Annotated in this window: 16 protein-coding genes; 6 read left to right on the top strand and 10 right to left on the bottom strand. The window is 42.7% G+C overall.

Translation table 11 applies throughout. From position 1 onward, the window contains the following. Nucleotides 1-340: 340 nt before the first annotated feature. From AC1TO9_RS09815 to AC1TO9_RS09805, 3 genes are all read right to left on the bottom strand, one after another. A complete protein-coding gene (locus tag AC1TO9_RS09815) occupies nucleotides 341-1,291 on the bottom strand; it encodes a DUF2167 domain-containing protein (RefSeq protein ID WP_482056501.1) in 951 nt (316 codons plus the stop codon). Between the two features lie 115 nt (nucleotides 1,292-1,406). Further along, nucleotides 1,407-2,015 carry a hypothetical protein gene (locus AC1TO9_RS09810; RefSeq protein ID WP_482056500.1) on the bottom strand — a complete coding sequence of 203 codons (609 nt, stop codon included), beginning with the start codon at nucleotides 2,013-2,015 and terminating at the stop codon, nucleotides 1,407-1,409. A gap of 182 nt (nucleotides 2,016-2,197) precedes the next feature. Further along, nucleotides 2,198-3,136 (bottom strand): aldo/keto reductase family protein, encoded by a 939-nt coding sequence (locus tag AC1TO9_RS09805; RefSeq protein WP_482056499.1) that lies wholly within the window; start codon nucleotides 3,134-3,136, stop codon nucleotides 2,198-2,200. A gap of 277 nt (nucleotides 3,137-3,413) precedes the next feature. Here AC1TO9_RS09805 and AC1TO9_RS09800 point away from each other — a divergent pair, with 277 nt between their 5' ends. Both AC1TO9_RS09800 and AC1TO9_RS09795 read left to right on the top strand, forming a co-directional pair. After that, nucleotides 3,414-4,955 carry an FAD-dependent oxidoreductase gene (locus AC1TO9_RS09800; protein WP_482059034.1) on the top strand — a complete coding sequence of 514 codons (1,542 nt, stop codon included), beginning with the start codon at nucleotides 3,414-3,416 and terminating at the stop codon, nucleotides 4,953-4,955. Between the two features lie 151 nt (nucleotides 4,956-5,106). Continuing rightward, nucleotides 5,107-5,271 (top strand): hypothetical protein, encoded by a 165-nt coding sequence (locus tag AC1TO9_RS09795; RefSeq protein ID WP_482056497.1) that lies wholly within the window; start codon nucleotides 5,107-5,109, stop codon nucleotides 5,269-5,271. 115 nt (nucleotides 5,272-5,386) lie between these two features. Here the strand turns inward: AC1TO9_RS09795 and AC1TO9_RS09790 are convergent, their stop codons facing one another. Further along, entirely contained in the window at nucleotides 5,387-7,606 is a 2,220-nt protein-coding gene (locus tag AC1TO9_RS09790) for an MMPL family transporter (RefSeq protein WP_482059033.1), read from the bottom strand. A gap of 126 nt (nucleotides 7,607-7,732) precedes the next feature. Here AC1TO9_RS09790 and AC1TO9_RS09785 point away from each other — a divergent pair, with 126 nt between their 5' ends. Together AC1TO9_RS09785 and AC1TO9_RS09780 are read left to right on the top strand one after the other, a co-directional pair. Continuing rightward, nucleotides 7,733-8,353: a TetR/AcrR family transcriptional regulator gene (locus AC1TO9_RS09785; RefSeq protein ID WP_482056495.1), complete on the top strand. Its 621-nt coding sequence runs from the start codon at nucleotides 7,733-7,735 to the stop codon at nucleotides 8,351-8,353. Nucleotides 8,354-8,476: 123 nt separating this feature from the next. Then, a complete protein-coding gene (locus AC1TO9_RS09780) occupies nucleotides 8,477-8,902 on the top strand; it encodes a ferritin-like domain-containing protein (protein WP_482059032.1) in 426 nt (141 codons plus the stop codon). A 683-nt stretch (nucleotides 8,903-9,585) separates the two neighbouring features. On the opposite strand, the gene AC1TO9_RS09775 is transcribed toward AC1TO9_RS09780, so the two are convergent. From AC1TO9_RS09775 to cidR, 4 genes are all read right to left on the bottom strand, one after another. After that, nucleotides 9,586-11,469 carry an ABC transporter ATP-binding protein gene (locus AC1TO9_RS09775; RefSeq protein WP_482056493.1) on the bottom strand — a complete coding sequence of 628 codons (1,884 nt, stop codon included), beginning with the start codon at nucleotides 11,467-11,469 and terminating at the stop codon, nucleotides 9,586-9,588. Further along, entirely contained in the window at nucleotides 11,466-13,193 is a 1,728-nt protein-coding gene (locus AC1TO9_RS09770) for an ABC transporter ATP-binding protein (RefSeq protein WP_482059031.1), read from the bottom strand. Before AC1TO9_RS09770 ends, AC1TO9_RS09775 begins: the two co-directional genes overlap by 4 nt. Continuing rightward, nucleotides 13,187-13,660 carry a MarR family winged helix-turn-helix transcriptional regulator gene (locus tag AC1TO9_RS09765; protein ID WP_482056491.1) on the bottom strand — a complete coding sequence of 158 codons (474 nt, stop codon included), beginning with the start codon at nucleotides 13,658-13,660 and terminating at the stop codon, nucleotides 13,187-13,189. Before AC1TO9_RS09765 ends, AC1TO9_RS09770 begins: the two co-directional genes overlap by 7 nt. 154 nt (nucleotides 13,661-13,814) lie before the next feature. Next, nucleotides 13,815-14,705, bottom strand: coding sequence for a cidABC operon transcriptional activator CidR (gene cidR / locus AC1TO9_RS09760; protein ID WP_482056490.1), 891 nt, complete (start codon nucleotides 14,703-14,705; stop codon nucleotides 13,815-13,817). 195 nt (nucleotides 14,706-14,900) lie between these two features. Here cidR and AC1TO9_RS09755 point away from each other — a divergent pair, with 195 nt between their 5' ends. Continuing rightward, nucleotides 14,901-15,272: a CidA/LrgA family protein gene (locus tag AC1TO9_RS09755; protein ID WP_482059148.1), complete on the top strand. Its 372-nt coding sequence runs from the start codon at nucleotides 14,901-14,903 to the stop codon at nucleotides 15,270-15,272. After that, nucleotides 15,269-15,952 carry a CidB/LrgB family autolysis modulator gene (locus AC1TO9_RS09750; RefSeq protein ID WP_482056489.1) on the top strand — a complete coding sequence of 228 codons (684 nt, stop codon included), beginning with the start codon at nucleotides 15,269-15,271 and terminating at the stop codon, nucleotides 15,950-15,952. The genes AC1TO9_RS09755 and AC1TO9_RS09750 overlap by 4 nt, the downstream gene beginning before the upstream one ends. A gap of 16 nt (nucleotides 15,953-15,968) precedes the next feature. Here the strand turns inward: AC1TO9_RS09750 and AC1TO9_RS09745 are convergent, their stop codons facing one another. Both AC1TO9_RS09745 and AC1TO9_RS09740 read right to left on the bottom strand, forming a co-directional pair. Then, a complete protein-coding gene (locus AC1TO9_RS09745; RefSeq protein WP_482059030.1) occupies nucleotides 15,969-16,946 on the bottom strand; it encodes a Gfo/Idh/MocA family protein in 978 nt (325 codons plus the stop codon). A gap of 146 nt (nucleotides 16,947-17,092) precedes the next feature. After that, nucleotides 17,093-19,387: an ATP-dependent DNA helicase gene (locus AC1TO9_RS09740; protein ID WP_482059029.1), complete on the bottom strand. Its 2,295-nt coding sequence runs from the start codon at nucleotides 19,385-19,387 to the stop codon at nucleotides 17,093-17,095. Nucleotides 19,388-19,444: the final 57 nt, after the last annotated feature.

The raw sequence follows: 19,444 nt of genomic DNA, 5'->3' as shown, positions 1-19,444 counted from the left end.
TTGTTCTATACGTCGCTACATGATTACCGATACACCATTATGTGTTTAATTATACCATCTTTATCCTCGCGTGTTTATTATTTCATAGAAAGACACTCTAGGATAAATTATGACAAATTTCTAATTGAGTTAATACACCAAAAAGAAAAAAGCGCTCCTTTTGAATTGGTTGCGAATGCTTCCATTTACCAAAGAAAACGTTTTTTCATGTTGTTTTCAATCAACAACTTAAGAGCGCACTCCGATAATTAATCGGGGGCGCTCTTGAGTTGTTCTATATAAACTTTCATTCAATCTATTTACTTGACGGGTGACCCGTCATATTTATTCTATCGTTTATTTAGGATCTATGATCAGAATCCACTGGAACATCCCCATCATGATTCGGGGTCATGTCCGTATCTTTCTTCTTACCTTTTCCACGCAGAAATTTAAATAATCCACCGATAGCAACTACTACTATAATCCCAAACTTCTTGAGAAATACGACAAGCATAGCAATTAATCCTGCCTTCTTCGCCACGACTAATCCAGCTCCACCCACAATGAGTCCGCTGAGTCCCATTTCAGCCAATTTATCAGTCGACTTATCATAGTCTGCGTAACCCTGACCTGAATTCACTGAAAAGTTGGATAATACGATATTCTCAAATGACTTACGATCCTCAGCCAAGTGTTCAGGATCCGATACGAGGACAGCAGAGATATAGCCTTCTCTCGTCAATATACGAACATTGTAATTGATAATTGTCTCATTATTATTATCATGAGCAAGAAGTGACCATTTCAAACTATGTAGATTGTCATCATAGGTCGGTGGAACGTCCCAACGATCTACGAATAAGTGGTTTGCTTCTTCTTTTTCCTTATTGGCTTCTTTCGTTCCGTCCTTATAACTTTGGAGCAATGCATCCGCGTCGATATCGTTCTTCTCGTCATCAGCAATATGGCCAACATCATCATAATCAAAGAACACGGCCCATGTTTCATTCTCATCCAATGGAAAGACAGATCCAATCTCCTTGTAACTTGGGACTCCACCGTAGGATAGCTCATTGGCCACCGTATCATCTTTGTCTAGAAATATCAGACCCGGCTGTAATGTAAGTGTTGCTATCGTGCCAAGTTCTACTTCTTGCCCTGTGCCCTCTACCCAATTAATTTCTGTACTTTCCGCATGAACTACACTTGTAACACTCATCATGACGCTTAATACCATCATGAAAGCCAATGCCATGTTAAAGCCTGTTCGAACTGCCGTTCTAAATCTTCCATCTCTACGATTTCTCACCAATAATCTCCCCTAGTTATTATTTACCAACAGTAACTAAATATCGGTGAGAATAACCTAATATTGAATAGATTTGAAATATTTCCTCCTTAAGACCTATGAAAAGGGGGACTTTCTATGCCATCACAACTTGCTTGTACCCTAACCTCTCTCTATCGAGTAGCGAATAATCATAAAGGGGGCCTTCGTACATTATTTCAAAAGCTGGATGACATAGAAAGTCGTTAGGCGTTACTAGTGTTGACGGTCGCTCCCATAGATGAAGCCCTATATTTCTAAGTATTTCGGCCACGAATTGTGAGCAGAAATAGGCATTCTTCGCCTCTAAGTTACGATTCATCAGTACACCTATTAATCCAATGAGATTATATCGATATGCTTGCTTCTCCTTCTGAAAGGCCCGAACAATTCGAATCGCATCAATATATTGCTCCTTCGACACCTGTAATCGGAGCAGTGCACAGCGAGTACTAGGAAAGTGACGGAAGGTTCCCTCATAGACATCCTCTTCGACAAAGCCTCCAGCCCAAGGATTGTTTGGACGCTTGCGTCCGAAGCTGAACAACTCTTTCAGTTCTAAGTCCAGTGCGAAAGATGCATGATTATAAGGAGCTGCTGTAAATTTCTTAATCAACGTTGTGAACATGGTACCGGTATCGGTCAACAATACATATACGCTACTCTCCGCATGTTTATCCTCTATATTTCTGATTATTCTGTCCACCTCATCGTAGTCATTCTTCATTTATCCAGTGTATCAAAAGGATATCTTAGATATAACTGTCCGAGGTCTAGCTCGATACTGGACTTTAGTCTCAGGACAATACAGAAAGCCCTTGTAACGATACGCTTTCATGTATCATTACAAGGGTCTTTAAATTGATATATTATATTTGGACTCGCACTTTACGCTAGTATTTGCTCAACTCGCGTAAGCACATCTTCCGATAATGTAATACCCGAAGCTTTCACATTCTGCACTACTTGCTCGGGGCGACTTGCCCCAACCAAGGCGCTAGATACGTTATCCTGACGAAGTATCCAAGCGAGCGCTAACTGGCCGACTTGTATACCTAGTTCCTTCGCTATGATCTCAAGTTGTTGAACTTTGGCAATCCGTACATCACTGATCTTATCCTCATTCCATCCAAGCTTAGCAGCACGACTATTCTCTGGAATGTTACCTGCAGAACTATATTTTCCCGTCAATAAGCCTTGTGCTAATGGTGAGTATACGACTTGTCCGATACCCTTCTTCTCACCGAGTGGAATAATCTCCTTCTCGATCTCGCGCTCGAACATATTGTAAAGGGGTTGATTCACAACGATACGGTCTAGCAAATAACGGTCAGCTACAGCAAGTGCTGCTTCCATCTGCGCCGCCGTCCATTGACTCACACCAACATAAAGCACTTTACCTTGACGCACTAAGTCATCTAGTGCACGTAATGTTTCTTCTATTGGAGTCTCTGGATGAAAGCGGTGACAATAATAGATATCAATATAATCTGTATCTAGACGCTTCAGACTCGCATGACATTGCTCCATAATATGTTTACGGGATAACCCTGAATCATTAGGTCCATCTCCCATAGTACCAAATACTTTCGTAGCCAATACATATGATTCTCGAGGATATGCCTTAAGCGTTGGGCCTAGTAACTGTTCCGCCGCTCCACGTTCATATACATTAGCCGTATCGAAGAAGTTGACCCCTGCATCATATGCTGCTTGAATCGCCTTAACGGCATTCTCTTGTTCCACATATCCACCGTAAGTTAACCAACTGCCCAGACTGATCTCACTGACCTTCAATCCGCTTGCTCCAAGTCTCCGGTATTTCATGATCGTCTTATCCTCCTCTAAACATATGCTATAGTCGTTCTGTGGTACAACCTTATTGTAAACATTCCGCATGTGCTTTGGAAGGTTTATTCAAAATCAAAGAGATAAGTCGAATCTCAATTGCTCCACCTTCACTGATGCTGGATACACGTGATTCAAATCTAGAAACACTATCTCCATAAAACTCAACCTTTCTTATATTTTCAGAGCTAGTAATAATTAACCAATATTAAGGCACACTAATTCCCAAACACTACATCATTTGGAGGGGCCTAATGTGAATAACCCAACACCATCTACACAACAATTACCTCAATATCCTGAGTCTCTATGGAGAGTCTCAACAGAAGTGCCCAGTTTCCCCCGATTAAATGAAGATATCACCGTGGATGTAGCGATTGTAGGAGCTGGGATTGCAGGGATCACTACAGCCTATTTGTTATCTAAAGAAGGATTCAAAGTCGCTGTATTGGATGCAGGCCAAATATTACAAGGTACTACTGGACATACGACTGCTAAAGTTACTGCGCAGCACGGCTTGATTTATGACGAATTAATACAACATCTCGGAGAAGCTCAAGCCTCCAAATACTATCAGGCTAACCATGATGCCCTCGAATGGATTGCACGGACTGTGAAGGAGCTTAATATAGACTGTGAATGGCAACAGGAGGATGCCTATTTATATGCGGAAAGTAGTCAGGCGATTGCCAAGCTTAAGAAAGAGTTTAAAGCATATGAGAAACTAGGTATCCCTGGTCAGTGGAAAGATAATGTACCTGTCCCGCTTCATATAAAGGGAGCGATTCAACTACCCGGACAAGCCCAGTTCCATCCTTTAGCTTATTTAAAAGCTTTAGTGGATGCTATTATCAAAGCAGGTGGAGTTATTTATGAGAACACAACCGTGAGTAAACGGTTAGAAGGGGAACGTCCCTTCACTCTCTCAACCCTTCACGGAGATCACAACGTCACTTGTCAACATATCGTCTCAGCCTCCCACTTTCCATTCAGTGATGGGGGCGGACTCTTCTTCTCACGTCTGCATGCGGAACGATCTTATGTGATTGCTATGAAACCACAGACACCTTTTGCAGGCGGGATGTATATCAGCGTCGATGAGCCAACGCGTTCTCTCAGATCCGCCTCATGGAATGGAGAACAACTCGTTCTCGTTGGCGGAGAAAGCCATAAGACTGGACAGGGGATTTGCACCTACCGCCATTATGAGAATTTAGAGGAGTTCGGCGCAAAGTTGTTAGGGAATCAAGGAATCCCTTTCCGTTGGTCTACGCAAGACTTGGTCACACTCGATAAAGTACCCTATATTGGTCAGATCACATCGAAAGACGAGGGTATTTATGTAGCAACTGGGTTTGCTAAGTGGGGAATGACAACCAGCGCCGTAGCCGCTAGGATCATTACTGATCAAATTCTAGGAAAGGATAACCGCTTTTCTGATCTTTTCACCCCTTCACGCTTCAACGCTAATCCTAGTGTTAAGAATCTCGTCGTTCAGAATGCCAATGTGGCCAAAGAAATGCTAACGGGTAAGATAGGTATTGTCTTCACTAAAGCAGATGAACTCGAGAATGATACTGGCTCTGTCGTTACGCATGATGGAAAAAGAGCTGGCGCCTACCGCGACTCCGAAGGCCTACTGCATCTCGTAGACACCACATGCACACATATGGGCTGCGAAGTAGAATGGAACGAAGGCGAACGCACCTGGGATTGTCCTTGCCACGGTTCTAGATTCGGCTATGATGGAAATGTATTAGAGGGTCCAGCGCAAGAAGCACTGAAGAAGTTGGATTAGAACATATTATTCAGATTTGCACAACTCGCTTAAGGTATGCCATGTAGTTTATAAATGACAAACCCGCTCAATTTCCCGTATGATAACCTGTCTAACGGGTTATTCTAAGTATGTCGTAGCAACAATAAGGTTGGAAAAGGAGGGCATCCTATTGGAACATCAAACAGAAGATCAAGTGCGAAATAAAGAAAACAAAGACGGAGATTCTCTTGCGGAAAGAAAGAAAATGGAGAATGGCGTTGATATTGAACCGCAAGCAGATGATTGGGTCGCCAAACCTGTAGCCTATAGCGAAACGGAATCAAAAAAGGACTAAAATGTAAATTTACAAAGAGAAACGGCTGTGCATACCTAAGAAAAAGTATGCACAGCCGTTTCTTTGAAAGTCACCCATAGCATAGGGATCTTTTACTGTTTCAATAACTTATCGTCTATTGACTAAGCTCCTCTTGACGCTCAATCTCTGTGTACTTCCCAGGCCAGAAAGCGACGCGTCCACACAGCTTAGTGATCGCGGGAACTAAGAATGGGCGCACAATGAATGTATCTAGAAGTACCCCTATAGCCGTGACGATTCCAAACTGTACTAATGCTTGAATCGGTAATGATGCTAACACTGCAAATGTACCCGCTAAAATGATACCTGCAGAAGTAATAACAGAACTGGTCTCGCCTACCCCTTCTTTAATCGCTTGCTTCAGAGGCAAATGTCTGCTCTTCTTCCAGATGCTTGAAATCATAAAGATATTATAATCCTCACCCAGAGCTACCAGAAATACAAAAGAGTAAAGAGGGATTGCGCCTTGTATGGCATCCGCGCCAAGACCATAGTGAATAATAATCCAACCTAAGCCTAACGCTGAGAAATAGGATAGAATGACCGTTCCCACCAAATAGATGGTTGCTACAATAGAGCGCAAGTAGACCAATAGTAATAAGCTAATTAGACCAATCACGACAGGTATAACCACTCGCGTATCTCGGTCAGTCATTACTTTAGTATCGTACTGTGTAGCGGTCTGTCCACTAATCCACACTTGATCTACAGGAGCATCGATACCTGAATCCTTCAGAGCTTGCTCTGCTACTATACGTAAATCTGGAATGTGATTCATAGCTTCTGAGGAGTATGGGTTCATACTCAACTCTATATCATAACCAACGATGTTTGGATTCTGCGCTCCTCGTGCTGATTCAGACACGACAGCTACGTATGGAAGTGCAACTAACTTTTCACCTAGGTTATCTTCCTTCCCCTCCGTATCCACCATGATTTTCACTGGAGCTAGCTCACCTGGTGTAAACTTGTCACCTATTAAATCAAAGCCTTCTCTTGAAGCCATATCTTTCGGAAAAGTAGACATAAGATCATACGTCGTTCTTACTTGAGTTGAAAAGGTAGCCAATCCTCCGAGCAGTACAACAGTAACGATTACAACCGTCCAAGGCTTGCTGACAACCAGCCGACCTATTCGGCTATCATGATCAGCCCTACGGATAGGTATTGGTTGACCTTTCTTGCGAGCACGTTCCACCTCCATTTCTGAAGTACGTGGAATGAATGGATAGAATGAGGTGCGTCCTAAGATAGCAAGTAATGCAGGTACTAATGTTAGACTCGCTACACCCATAATTAGAATAGAGACACTGAATGGTATAGCGAAGCGGTGGTAAGCGCCATACTCAGCCAGAAGAAGAGCAAACAAAGCAAGAACGACCGTAAACCCACTCATAGCAATGGCTCCTGAGGCATCCGTGATGGACTTCAACAATGCCTTCCCCTTGCTCTCTTCATGCTTTAGCACTTGGCGGAAGCGCGAGATAAGGAATAGACAATAATCCGTTCCTGCACCGAATAGCAGTACGGTCATGATCGATATCGCTTGTGAATCTACAACAATCCAGCCTTTACTTGCCATGAACCCAAGGATAGGACTAGTCAGACCGTAAGCAAACCCAACAGCAATCAATGGAATCAATGCAAGGACAGGAGAACGATATATAAGAAGTAGGAAGAATAGCACTAGAATGACCGTCCCCAACATGAGCTTAAAGTCAGCATTCTTGAACAATCCTACTGCATCAATTGAAATACCGACAGGACCTGTGACCCGGGCCCTTAGTTGACTCCCTTCATCTTGACTTACAGCGAATGGATCACTTCCCATTTCATCCGTCGCCTGCGCCTTGATCTGTTCCACTCCTTCCTTTAATTGATCACTTTCCACCCCTTTACTGAACAAAACCGGTGTAACTAGGGTGCTCTGATCTTCGGAAAGAAGTGTCTTCAATGCAGGCAGTGGCATCTTATCAAAAGGTGGAACACTATCTTGATACGGCAATGGGGTGGATCCCCATAATGCATATAGATGTTGCACCTTTACGATATCCTCGTCTGTCATACCTCCTTCACGATGCCATACGAGAAGAGCTGGTATTCCAGATCCGCCTGGGAATTCCCGATTTGCTATTTCCTCTGCTTGAACAGAGGCAACATGTTCCTTCAAATTAGGAGAGTTGTTAATCTCCTCACTACCGACACTAGGCCATGCAATGGTTAGTACTCCTACGACCATAATCCAGACCAAGAGTGTAACCCACTTACTTCGTTTGCCCGTAACCCATCTACCGTATCCTAAATGCTGTTTCATGTATGATCCTCCTTGAATCCTTTTTTTAAAAAGTATGTAATGTATGACGGTTCCCTGTATAATCGATATAATTATATATACCGGTTGGTTAATTATCAATCTAATTTTGTGGAGGGTGTCGTATACATGATGAATGCACCAAAGACCAAACGCTCACCAGGTCGGCCAAAACTTAAAGAAGACGATTCACCTATAGATCAGATGATTCTACGTACCGCTTCCAGACTATTCATGGATTACGGTTATGAGGCGGTCTCCCTGCAGCAGATTTCCAAAGCATGTGGTGTAACGAAGGCTTCCATTTATTATTACTTTGAGAATAAAGCCCAATTATTCACGGCATCTGTTGCCGCCATGATGATACAAGCAAGGATTCAGACGCAACGCATTATGGAACAGGATGCTCCACTCATGGACAGATTACGTCATTTAGCTGAAGCGAAATTAGCCAATCCTCACGGAGAATTTGGAACCATTATGCATGAAGCTCGGTCTTCACTATCACCAGAACAACTTCAAGAAATAATGTCCTCTGAGGAAGCTATTCACGGCGTACTTATTTCCAGCTTCCAACAAGCGATGGATCGTGGAGAAATCCGCACGGGCAATACCCCATTTCTTGCCTATACCTTCTCCTCACTACTGATGCTGGGAAATCGTGAAGCAACGGAAGACTATAACCATTCCTATGCTAATTTAGCCCAAGAAATTATTGATTTATTCTGGAATGGCGTTGCAGCTAAATAACACAATCATTCATCCACGTTTCCTATACTGGTAATTTCCCCCTTGAATATTCACTCAATAGGCACCTTAAGAGTAGGCGCGCATATGTTATATAAGCCTAATCTGAAGGGAGAGAATGCGTAGATGTTATCATATCATGATCAAGTTCGAGCAACAGCAGACGCACAGCTGATTCGAGATCTCCTGACGTCACTGAATGGAGAATATAGTTCTATTACCTGCTACGAGAAGTTAGCTGCATGTTCACCAACCGAGGAAATTAGGAAGAGAATTCTGGAGATACGTCAAGATGAGATCAAACACTTTCAACAATTTGCGCATCTTTACACATGCTTAACGGGTTGTATACCTGCACCCGAGTTAACCGAAGTTTGTGCATCCGAATTTAGAGCAGGTGTGAAAGCTTCGTTTAAGGACGAACAGAACACCGTCGATTATTACCTTAAGATATCTGACCAAGTACGAGATCCGTACGTGAAAGAACTATTCAGACGTACGGCTGCGGATGAACAGAATCATGCTGTCTGGTTTTTGTCTTTTCTATGCTAACAAGCCTGATCAATTTCACCACGTCATAAACATTACACAAGAAAAATGCCTTTTGGCGTCTTTGGTCAAGAAGCTTATGTGGTGGATTAGTAGTAATGAACTATGGGCTGTATCCCCTTCTCTTGTTCTACTTTCTAGGCTTTACTATCACCATTCCCTCCGTTCACCTGCAGAACGTACAGCTAATGACTCACAAACTCTCCCTTTTCGCTGTTCTTCCATTTTGAATTATAGCACTTATTTCTCGCCCCCCCATTCTGCTAATTTTAGTGTTGTTTAGACTCATATTCGCCGACGGTAGATTTCTAACGGAAGCCACAGACCTTATTCTACGAAAAAACACCACAATGAAATTTTAACGGAAATACAGGCCTCTATATGCACATTAACAGCTCAAATCCGAAGGAAAAGCCCAAATAAGGTCGCTCACTTCCGTTAGAATTCCAAAAGTGACGATTTAGGCAAAATAGAGGCTGCTATTTCCGTTAGAAAATATACGTGGTTACTCTCCATGATGCCACTACAAGCGGTGCCTCCATAGAAATTTATACAACATTAAAAAGCGGGCAATCCTTCGGTTCTCCCAAAAACATATAAATTCTTATATATAAATTAAGAAGAGTACTTCACTGCTTCCAGTGCGTACTCTTCTTTGTTGTGTAACAATTAATAGCAGGTATTGTTTACCCTACGTCTTGTTGAATGCCTTTTGAAAATTGACTGTTATACAGGTCTGCATAGAAGCCATCCCGCTCCAGTAACTCTTCATGGTTACCCTTCTCAATGACACTACCATGATTCATAACTAGAATAAGATCGGCATCTTTTATCGTAGATAAACGGTGCGCGATGACGAAGCTCGTTCTACCCTTCATCATCTCATTCATCGCCTTCTGAATGTAAATCTCGGTACGCGTATCCACGCTACTCGTCGCTTCATCCAGTATAAGAATCGATGGATTGGCTAGAATGGCTCTGGCAATAGTGAGAAGCTGCTTCTGCCCTTGTGATATATTCGAAGCTTCTTCATTTAGAATCGTCTCATAACCATCTGGAAGGGTGCGAATGAAATGATCCGCATGAGCTGCCTTCGAGGCTTGAATAACATCTTCTGCTGTCGCATTCTCACGACCATAAGCAATATTTTCCCTGATCGTTCCATTAAAGAGCCAAGTATCTTGTAGCACCATGCCGAACTTACTACGCAGATCGCCGCGTTTCATGTCAGCAATATTCACACCATCGATCTTAATATCGCCGCCATTTAGCTCATAGAAGCGCATTAGAAGATTGATAAGTGTTGTCTTCCCTGCTCCGGTCGGACCTACAATAGCAATTGTCTGGCCTGGTCTGACATCAATATTCATATCCTCAATCAAGATCGAATCTTCCTTGTATCCAAACTTCACATGATTGAATTGAACAGCACCCTGTGGATATTGAATCGTCTTCGCATTCTGAAGCTCAGGTACTTCTTCTTCTTCATCCAATAACTCGAATACACGTTCAGCAGATGCTATCGTAGATTGAATGACATTAGCAATATTAGCTGTTTGCGCAATCGGCATCGAGAACTGTCTTGTGTATTGAATGAAGGCTTGAACATCCCCGATGGTAATACTCTTATTAGTAACGAATATTCCCCCAACGACACATACCAACACATAACCCAGATTACTCACTAGGCTCATTAACGGCATGATCATTCCAGATAGGAATTGTGCCTTCCAACCTGACTGATATAATTTCTCGTTAATGTCATCGAATTCCTTCATCGACTGTTCTTCGCGCCCAAAAGCTTTGACAATCTTATGTCCCGTGTACATTTCTTCCACATGTCCGTTAAGATCACCTAGTGACTTCTGTTGGCCCATGAAGTGTTTCTGTGATCTGGATGCCACACCTTTGACGACTAGTACGCTAAGCGGTAACGTTATAATCGTAATTAACGTTAGCCATGGACTAATGGTCAACATCATGATAACAACCCCAATAATCGTCACGACAGATGTAATCAGTTGCGTTAAGCTCTGTTGCAGCGTCGTACTTATATTATCGACATCATTCGTAGCCCTGCTCAGTATTTCACCATGCGTCTTAGAATCGAAATACTTGAGTGGTAAGCGAGACAGCTTACTATTAATCTGTGTCCGCATATCAAGTACAACCTTCTGTGCCACGCCAGCCATTAGATACTGCTGTGCATAGCTGAATAGCGCACTAATGATATAGAATCCAGCCAATATGAGCAATATCTGTGTAATATAATCGAAATCAATGGCCGCTCCGGGAACATCATTCATCATTCCCATAATACCTTCAAATAGTTTCGTTGTTGCTTTCCCCAGAATCTTCGGGCTAACGATACTAAATAATGTACTCAGAATAGCCATCAAAAGAATAAATATTAATATAACTTTACGTGGAGCCAAATAACGAATTAATCTCTTCAAAGACCCCTTAAAGTCTTTGGCCTTCTCACCAGGGATGACCACTCCAGGCGGTCCTCCAGGATGTCCTCCTCCAGATCTACGGGGAGGCTTATGTTCTCTCTGATTCTCACTCATGCGCTTTCCTCCTCTGACAACTGTGAGGATACAATCTCACGGTAGACATCACAAGTATCCATCAAGTCACGATGTGTACCTATTCCGACGATAGAGCCTTCATCCAATACGATAATACGATCTGCATCCATCACTGTGCTCACACGCTGTGCAACCAATAATACGGTAGCATCCATTGTAATCTCCTTGAGTGATGCACGAAGCTTGGAATCGGTCTTGAAATCAAGGGCAGAGAAACTGTCATCAAATACATAGACCTCTGGCTTACGCACCAATGCACGCGCAATGGATAGTCTTTGCTTCTGTCCTCCAGAGACATTATTGCCCCCTTGGGCAATTTCCGATTGGAATCCGTCTTTCATCTCTGCTATGAATTCTGTCGCCTGAGCTATATCAGCCGCATATTGAATTTCCGCATCAGTGGCATCTTCCTTACCATAGCGAATATTATCGGCGACGGTCCCCGTAAATAGAACTGACTTCTGTGGTACGAAACCAATCTTCTCTCGTAATTGTTCCTGGGTAAGTTCTCGAACATCGACACCATCAATCAGTACTTTACCACTCCCCACATCATAGAATCGCGGAATTAGACTAAGTAATGTTGATTTGCCCGATCCAGTTCCTCCAATGATCGCTGTAGTCTCACCCGGTCCAGCTTCAAAGGTAATGTTAGCAATCGCTGGCTGTTCGGCACCCGGATAACTAAAACTTACATCCTCGAATCTAAGGAAGCCATGTTGACTATTCGCTTGCTTGGGCTGTGCAGGATCATTGATTTCTGGAACCATATCCAATACCTCATTAATCCGTATCGCGGAAGCAGAAGCCCGTGGAACGATAACAAAGATGACCGATAGCATAATAAGGGAGAACATAATTTGCATCGCATATTGAATGAACGCCATTAAGGAACCCACCTGCATTTCACCATTGCTGATACGAATTCCACCGAACCACACGATCGCAATCGTTGCGAAGTTCATAACAAGCATCATAATCGGCATCATCGCCGCCATAATCTTATTCACTTTAATAGCTGTATCTGTTAAATCTACATTGGCATCGTTGAAGCGCTTCGTCTCATAATCCGTACGATTAAATGAACGAATAACTCGCATTCCTGTGAGATTCTCGCGTAAAACGCGATTCAACGTATCTAATTTAACCTGCATTACTTTGAATAGTGGGAGTCCCTTCAACGCTATAATCGCTATAGCACCAATTAATACAGGAATAACAACCACAATAACGAGAGAAAGCTTAGCATCTCGATTGACTGCCATGATGATCCCACCAATACACATCAGTGGTGCACTAACCATCATTCTCAGTAACATCATTAGGACCTGCTGAACTTGGTTAATATCATTGGTTGTACGTGTGATTAGCGAAGCGGTTCCGATCTTATCGAACTCCTGCAAAGAGAAGTTCTGTACATGACCGAATACTTTATTACGTAGTCGTTGGCCGAAGCCCACCGCTACACGTGAGGAGTAATAACTTGCTACAATGGAACATATCGCTCCTACCGCAGTGATCAGTAGCATGATACCACCGATTTTCCAAATGTATGGGATATCTTCGTTTATAATTCCCTTATCCACGATATCTGCCATCAAGGTAGGTAAATACAGATCAGATAGGGATTGAATAAAGATCAGTATAAGTACTAGAGCGATAGGCAGCCGATAGGGGCTCAGACCTTTAAATAATTTCAACATATATTATCATCCCCACTCTGAATCAAGTTCGTATCTTTCTGTTCATAAAACTGATAAGCCTTAATCAGAAGATCTGCCAGCTGGTTGCTGTCTTCTTCTCCTAAGTGATTGATTAATTCATTAAAAGAAGCCTCTGTTACCTCCATCGCCTTCTGAATTACTAATTCCCCTTCAACACTCAGCTTAACCCGAACAACTCTGCGATCATTCTGATCAGCAGTTCGTTCTATCCATCCTTTGGCCTTCAACGCGTTCAATGATTGGGTAATTGTCGGAGAAGTCACTCCCATCATTTCACTGATCTCAGACACCTTCAGACCCTCTGCATTGGACTTGGATGACTTCTTGACATAGAACATCAGAATCATTTCGCTACGTCTGACACCATCAATCATACGTTGTTTGAACTGCGCCTTATTGAACCTCTTCATCGCTTCGAATAACTTTTGTGCAATTAAATTTTCCATTATGAAAGGCCATACTCCCCCTTGTTGTCATAATACATAGGTTACCTATTAATTAGGCTACCTATGTATTATAATTCCATCTAAAGTGCTATGTCAAACATGACATGAGTTCTCAGATAAGAACTGGATCACTATCCTTTATTTCTATTTAGTATCAGGACTTCTCCTTGAAAATATCCTGCGTAAAATGGATCCATTCCTGTGCAGCAAAAGACTGATAACGTTCCTTACGCCAGATCATCCCGAGCTGCCATGGAATGGTCGGATTAACAAGCGGTACAATACGAATCCGAGATTGATCTACTTCTCGACATATCGTCTCAGGCAGAAGGGCTATCCCTAGATTCGCAGCTACCATTCCACTAATTAAATCCCATTGCGAACTTTCATAGACAACATGTGGCTGGAACCCCAATCGAACACATTCTGTAATAATCCGATCATGCATCGCGAAGTCTTCCCTGAACAATACGAAAGGCTCCGATTCAAGAGCGGATAAGGATACACTCTCCCTGTCAGCTAGGGCATGTGTTGGGTGAACAAGTAGCATTAACTTCTCCTGTACAAAAGAAAACGAATGAAATAACTTGTCATCCGTTGGCAATACGGTCACACCGATATCTAGTAGTCCGCTCTCAACGTCGAGTTCTACTTTCTTGGCACCGTCCTCGAAGATTTGAATCGTTACATCGGGATATTGTTCGTGGAATTGACCGATCACCTCTGGAAAGAAACTGGAACCAACCATCGGTGGCAAGCCAATCCGAATATGACCTTTCTTCAGATTTTGTAGATCCTGTAGCTCTGATGAAAGGTTCTGAAAAGATTTCACAATATGGCGTCCTTGTTCATACATAATCTTTCCCGCATCCGTTAGTTCAATCTTTTTACTTGCACGATCAAATAATACGATATGAAACTCCTCTTCCATATTCTTAATCGTCTTACTGATCGTTGGCTGAGTTATGTAAAGTGCTTCTGCTGCTTTCGTAAAACTCTTATGACGGGCTACTGCCATAAAATACTGCAATTGTCGTATATCCATGCTGTGTTGCCCTCCCTCTCCACTCTATTGTATGAGCATTTGATGCCCCATCATCTGATCAATTATGAAGCTTTGCGGTACTTAGCTTTATGATCTTCCATAGCTAAATGGAATGATATCCATTCCTTATATTCATTTTACCTATGAAAGAATGTGATGTAAAATTTTCATAACGAATGAAAGGAGCGGAACATGATGAGAAATATGCTAAAGGGAATCATTCAAGTCGGGGCTTTAATGGGCTTCTCCATACTGATGAATCAACTAACACAATGGCTTCAATGGAGTGTACCTGGGAGCATCTTGGGTATCTTAGTGATCTTCATTCTGTTGGAGACGCACATTATTCGCCTAGAATGGATCGACATTGGCGCTACTTGGTTGCTTGCTGAGCTACTACTATTCTTCATCCCCGCCGCAGTTGGTGTTATGAAATACATTCCGATGCTGCAAAATAATGGCATTCAGATATTGCTTGTTGTCATCATTAGTACATTTATCGTCATGGTTAGCACCGGCCTTATGGCAAGCAGGATATCTAATAGGAAGGAGCGACGTATATCATGATAATTGGAATGCTGTATCTCATACTAACCCTCGGCGTTTATTATACGACTAAATATATGTATAAGAAGTGGTCTAAAGTGTACTTATCGCCATTATTAATAACACCCTTGGTTCTCGTTGTCTTCCTACTATCTGCGAGGATCCCTTATGAATCCTATAATATGGGTGGTCAATGGCTCAGCGATTTACTGCAACCGGCAACTGTAGCATTTGCTGTCCCTTTATATAAACATTTTAAGGTATTAAAAAAGCACGCCATCGAAATTATCGCCAGCGTACTCTTCGGATCTATCGTAGCTATGATCTCATCGGTCTATCTTGCGAAATGGATGCATCTAAGCAGCTCACTTGTGACAAGTCTTATTCCGCGATCGATTACGACACCCATTGCCATTAATGTGTCTGAAGTCATCGGTGGTGTCCCTAATATAACTGCCGTATTCGTTATTATGACAGGGCTTCTTGGAACGATCATCGGACCCTCTGTTCTAAAAATTTTCCACTTTGACAATGAGGTTGCAAGAGGTATTCTGCTTGGTACCAGTGCCCATGGAATGGGTACATCAAAAGCATTTGAGCTTAGCTCGCTCAGTGGTACTATTTCTAGTATCTCCATGATTCTCGCTGCCCTGTTCACCTTGGGAATGGCCCCCTACATGATGACCATATTACTACATTGATAACGTGGCTCACGTTCTAATATTGTATCCTTATTGGTAATCCTGTATTGGCAGATTCTAATGCAGCATAGGCGACCAATTGCGTCTTGAATGCATCAGCATAATCAGAACGGATCTGAGAGGAATCACCTGTGCGTAGTGCGTTAATAAACGTCTCACTCTCCAACACATAAGGATTCGTGGGATTATTATATTCTGTAGTAACATTCGGTGTCACCACCTTCAACCGGCTAGGATTCCAGTCTAGCAGACCTTCACCTGTGTAGAATGTAATACCCGATGAGCCTACGTTGCCTGGTAGAATACAAGTATTAGATACGTTAGCAATCACTCCATTAGCGAGCTTCAGCGTTACTGTACCAACGTCGGAAACGCCTACATTATCATGTTGCTCGTGCATCACACGGTTGCCATACATCGCATATACTTCTTCAACTTCTCCTAAACAGTACCGCAGAATATCAACAATATGTGTTGTCTGCTCTATGAATTGTCCACCTGATCCTTCCTGTTGTCTCCACCACGCCACGCCAGGCATGCCGCCCATCCATTGCCCCAAAGCCATACCCACTTTTTGTTCAGTAAGTAATTGTTTCATTTGAGCGACGGTTTCATTATAACGGTGTTGATATCCGACAGATGTTAGTAACGACTTCTCTTCAATCTGTCTCAGTAAACGACGGGGTAATTCTGAATTAATCCCAATAGGTTTCTCCACCAAAAAGGGTACTCCCCGTTCAATTAACTTCTCTTCAATCTCCCCATGTGCCATTGGAGGAACACAAATGTACACAGCATCCAACCGCTCCGTTTCCAACATAACCGTAACATCCCCATAACCCGTTGCTCCATAGTGTATTGCCATTCGCTCTCCCTTCTCTAGGCTACTACCGCACACGGCCTGAAGCTTAATCCCTTCCATAGCGATTAGATTATCTGCATGAACTTGGGAGAACCAACCCGTTCCAATAATACCTATCCGTAATTGTTGCATAACTCCTCTTCCCTTCGAGGTAATTTAATGTATAGAGGTTGTTCAAAAAGTCGACTTTTTGAACTCGAACATATAGCGTGCAAGATTATATTAGTAGTATGCCAATCCCTCCTTCTAAATTCAAGTTTACCAGAACGGTTCTAAACCTATCCCCTCCATTCTTCAGGCAGTAACTCCTGATATTGGCGCTGCAAGAACCGATCATCCACCAGCATGAGAATGCCTGTGTCTTGTTCAGAGCGAATGAGCCTTCCGCCAGCTTGCTGTACTTTGTTCATACCTGGATATACATAAGCGTAGTCATAACCATTCTTCCCAATACGATTGAAGTAGTCTTTCATTAGATCCCGCTCCATCCCTATCTGAGGAAGACCTACACCTACAACTGCAACACCATTCAATCGATCTCCTTGTAGATCAATACCTTCGGAGAAGATACCTCCTAGCACAGCAAATCCTACGAGAGTATCAGGATTATCAGATCGAAAGCTTGCTAAGAATGCCTCCCTTTCCTCTTCAGCCATCCCCGTTCCTTGCACAATCGTAGCTACATCCAAGTTCTCAGAGTGAAATTGAGCATATACATCCTGTAAATATTGATAAGACGGCAAGAAGATCAGATAATTCCCTCGACGTTCCCGAACCATCTGACTTAATAAACTTACCAATGGCTCTTGGGTGCTCTCGCGATCCCGAAATCTTGTCGAGAGAGACTCAATTCGAACATCTAATTGTTCCCGATGGAATGGCGATGCCACGCTCAAACTGTAATCATCTTCTCCCGCCCCGATCATATCTCTGTAATAATGCAGAGGAGACAACGTGGCAGAGAAAAATATCGTTGAGCGGAAACCTTTTCCCGCTTGAGCTAGCAAGAATGAAGGATCCATACAGAACATTCTGATGGACATCCCATTTCGGATCACTTCTGCATAAGTCACGTAGCGTTCATCATATAGTTTAGAAATCCGAATCATATGTTGCGCAGCAAAATATGTATTCAACAACAGTTGACGCGATTCATCCTCTCCATGTCCGATCCCTTGAAGTTCTTGCTCAGCCTCTTGAACAAAGAGGTCTAACTTATTCATCAGGTCCTCAGGAAGCTCTTTCCACAATTTACGCTTTATCTCGCCACACTCTTTTTTTAAAGCAATGAAATATTGATTGACAGCACGAGACGTCTCATGAATACGATTGTTCTTACCTTTGTAGCCTCTTTGTAGCTCGAGAAATTCTGCCTTACCTAGCGTTGCAGAGAACATTTCCCTCCCGCGATCAACCAAATTATGAGCTTCATCCACTAGTAATACAGTCTTCTTCTTCCGTTCTTCGAATAATCGTTTCAGAGATACACGGGGATCGAAGACATAATTGTAATCACATATGACCGCATCTGCCACATAAGCAGCATCCAGCGAGAACTCAAAGGGACATAGTTGATGCTTGCGAGCATAATGCTCAATTACGGTCCTATCCATCAAGGTCTCATTCGACAGCATATCCATCATTCCTACGTTAATGCGATCGTAATAGCCATCTGCAAATGGACAGTCTTCCTTCTTGCAAGAGACCGTTTCTTGGAAACATATTTTATCCTTTGCCGTCAAGGTCACCGTTTGTAAGTTCAGTCCCTTTGACTGCATCAAGCTTAGTGCCTGTTCCGCGGCTGTGCGGGTCGTCGTTCTAGCCGTTAAGTAAAATATATGTTGCAGTAGCCCTTCTCCAATCGCCTTTACCGATGGAAACAAGGTCGATACCGTCTTCCCGATACCCGTAGGCGCCTTCACAAAGAGCTTCTGACCCTCCTTGACGGTCTGGTACACTGCACCTGCTAACTTCCGTTGCCCTTCACGGTAACAATCAAAGGGGAACGGCATAGAACGAATACTATCATCCCTCCGACGGATATGTTCCAACTTTAAAGAAGCAAAGGGGTTATAACTGGCCAAAACATCCAATACAAATGACTCCAACTCAATAAAAGTAAGCGATTTCCTAAACTGTTTCACCTCACTCGTAACCACTTGAATATATGTTAATTGAATATTCATTTGACTAAGTCCCTGTTCTTTCGCTACCATATAAGCATAGATCTGCGCTTGAGCCCAGTGAACTGGATAGCCTTCTTCCATAAAATTTATGTCCGAAGAGGTCGACTTGATCTCATCCACCATCCAACCATCCTCCAAGAGGATTAGACCGTCACACCTTCCTTCAATCAGGTATAGAATATCCGCGTATAACATTTCTGTCTTGAGAGTTACTTCTTTCAGATCACCTTCTTCATACATTCCCTGCATTTGTTGATGTATTCTAGTTCCTTCATGGAGCGCAGCCACACCTCTGAATCCTGATTCAATGTCTCCGCTGCTATACACATATTCCACCAAAGGTCGGACGGAAATTTTCACCTGTCTGAGTTCATCATTATGCTCCAACAATAGGATCACCCGTTCTCATATTTTGTTGTATCATACCATGAATATAGTTGTGCA

The organism is Paenibacillus sp. Y916 (genome assembly GCF_056786435.1).
This window is presented reverse-complemented; position numbering and strand designations above follow the sequence as displayed.

Bases quoted from the DNA above. Each gene is read 5' to 3' on its own strand.
- AC1TO9_RS09765 (WP_482056491.1), bottom strand. From the start codon at position 13,660: ATGGAAAATTTAATTGCACAAAAGTTATTCGAAGCGATGAAGAGGTTC.
- AC1TO9_RS09750 (WP_482056489.1), top strand. From the start codon at position 15,269: ATGATAATTGGAATGCTGTATCTCATACTAACCCTCGGCGTTTATTAT.
- AC1TO9_RS09805 (WP_482056499.1), bottom strand. From the start codon at position 3,136: ATGAAATACCGGAGACTTGGAGCAAGCGGATTGAAGGTCAGTGAGATC.
- AC1TO9_RS09775 (WP_482056493.1), bottom strand. From the start codon at position 11,469: ATGAGTGAGAATCAGAGAGAACATAAGCCTCCCCGTAGATCTGGAGGA.
- AC1TO9_RS09780 (WP_482059032.1), top strand. From the start codon at position 8,477: ATGTTATCATATCATGATCAAGTTCGAGCAACAGCAGACGCACAGCTG.
- AC1TO9_RS09770 (WP_482059031.1), bottom strand. From the start codon at position 13,193: ATGTTGAAATTATTTAAAGGTCTGAGCCCCTATCGGCTGCCTATCGCT.
- AC1TO9_RS09790 (WP_482059033.1), bottom strand. From the start codon at position 7,606: ATGAAACAGCATTTAGGATACGGTAGATGGGTTACGGGCAAACGAAGT.
- AC1TO9_RS09755 (WP_482059148.1), top strand. From the start codon at position 14,901: ATGAGAAATATGCTAAAGGGAATCATTCAAGTCGGGGCTTTAATGGGC.
- AC1TO9_RS09745 (WP_482059030.1), bottom strand. From the start codon at position 16,946: ATGCAACAATTACGGATAGGTATTATTGGAACGGGTTGGTTCTCCCAA.
- AC1TO9_RS09785 (WP_482056495.1), top strand. From the start codon at position 7,733: ATGATGAATGCACCAAAGACCAAACGCTCACCAGGTCGGCCAAAACTT.
- cidR (WP_482056490.1), bottom strand. From the start codon at position 14,705: ATGGATATACGACAATTGCAGTATTTTATGGCAGTAGCCCGTCATAAG.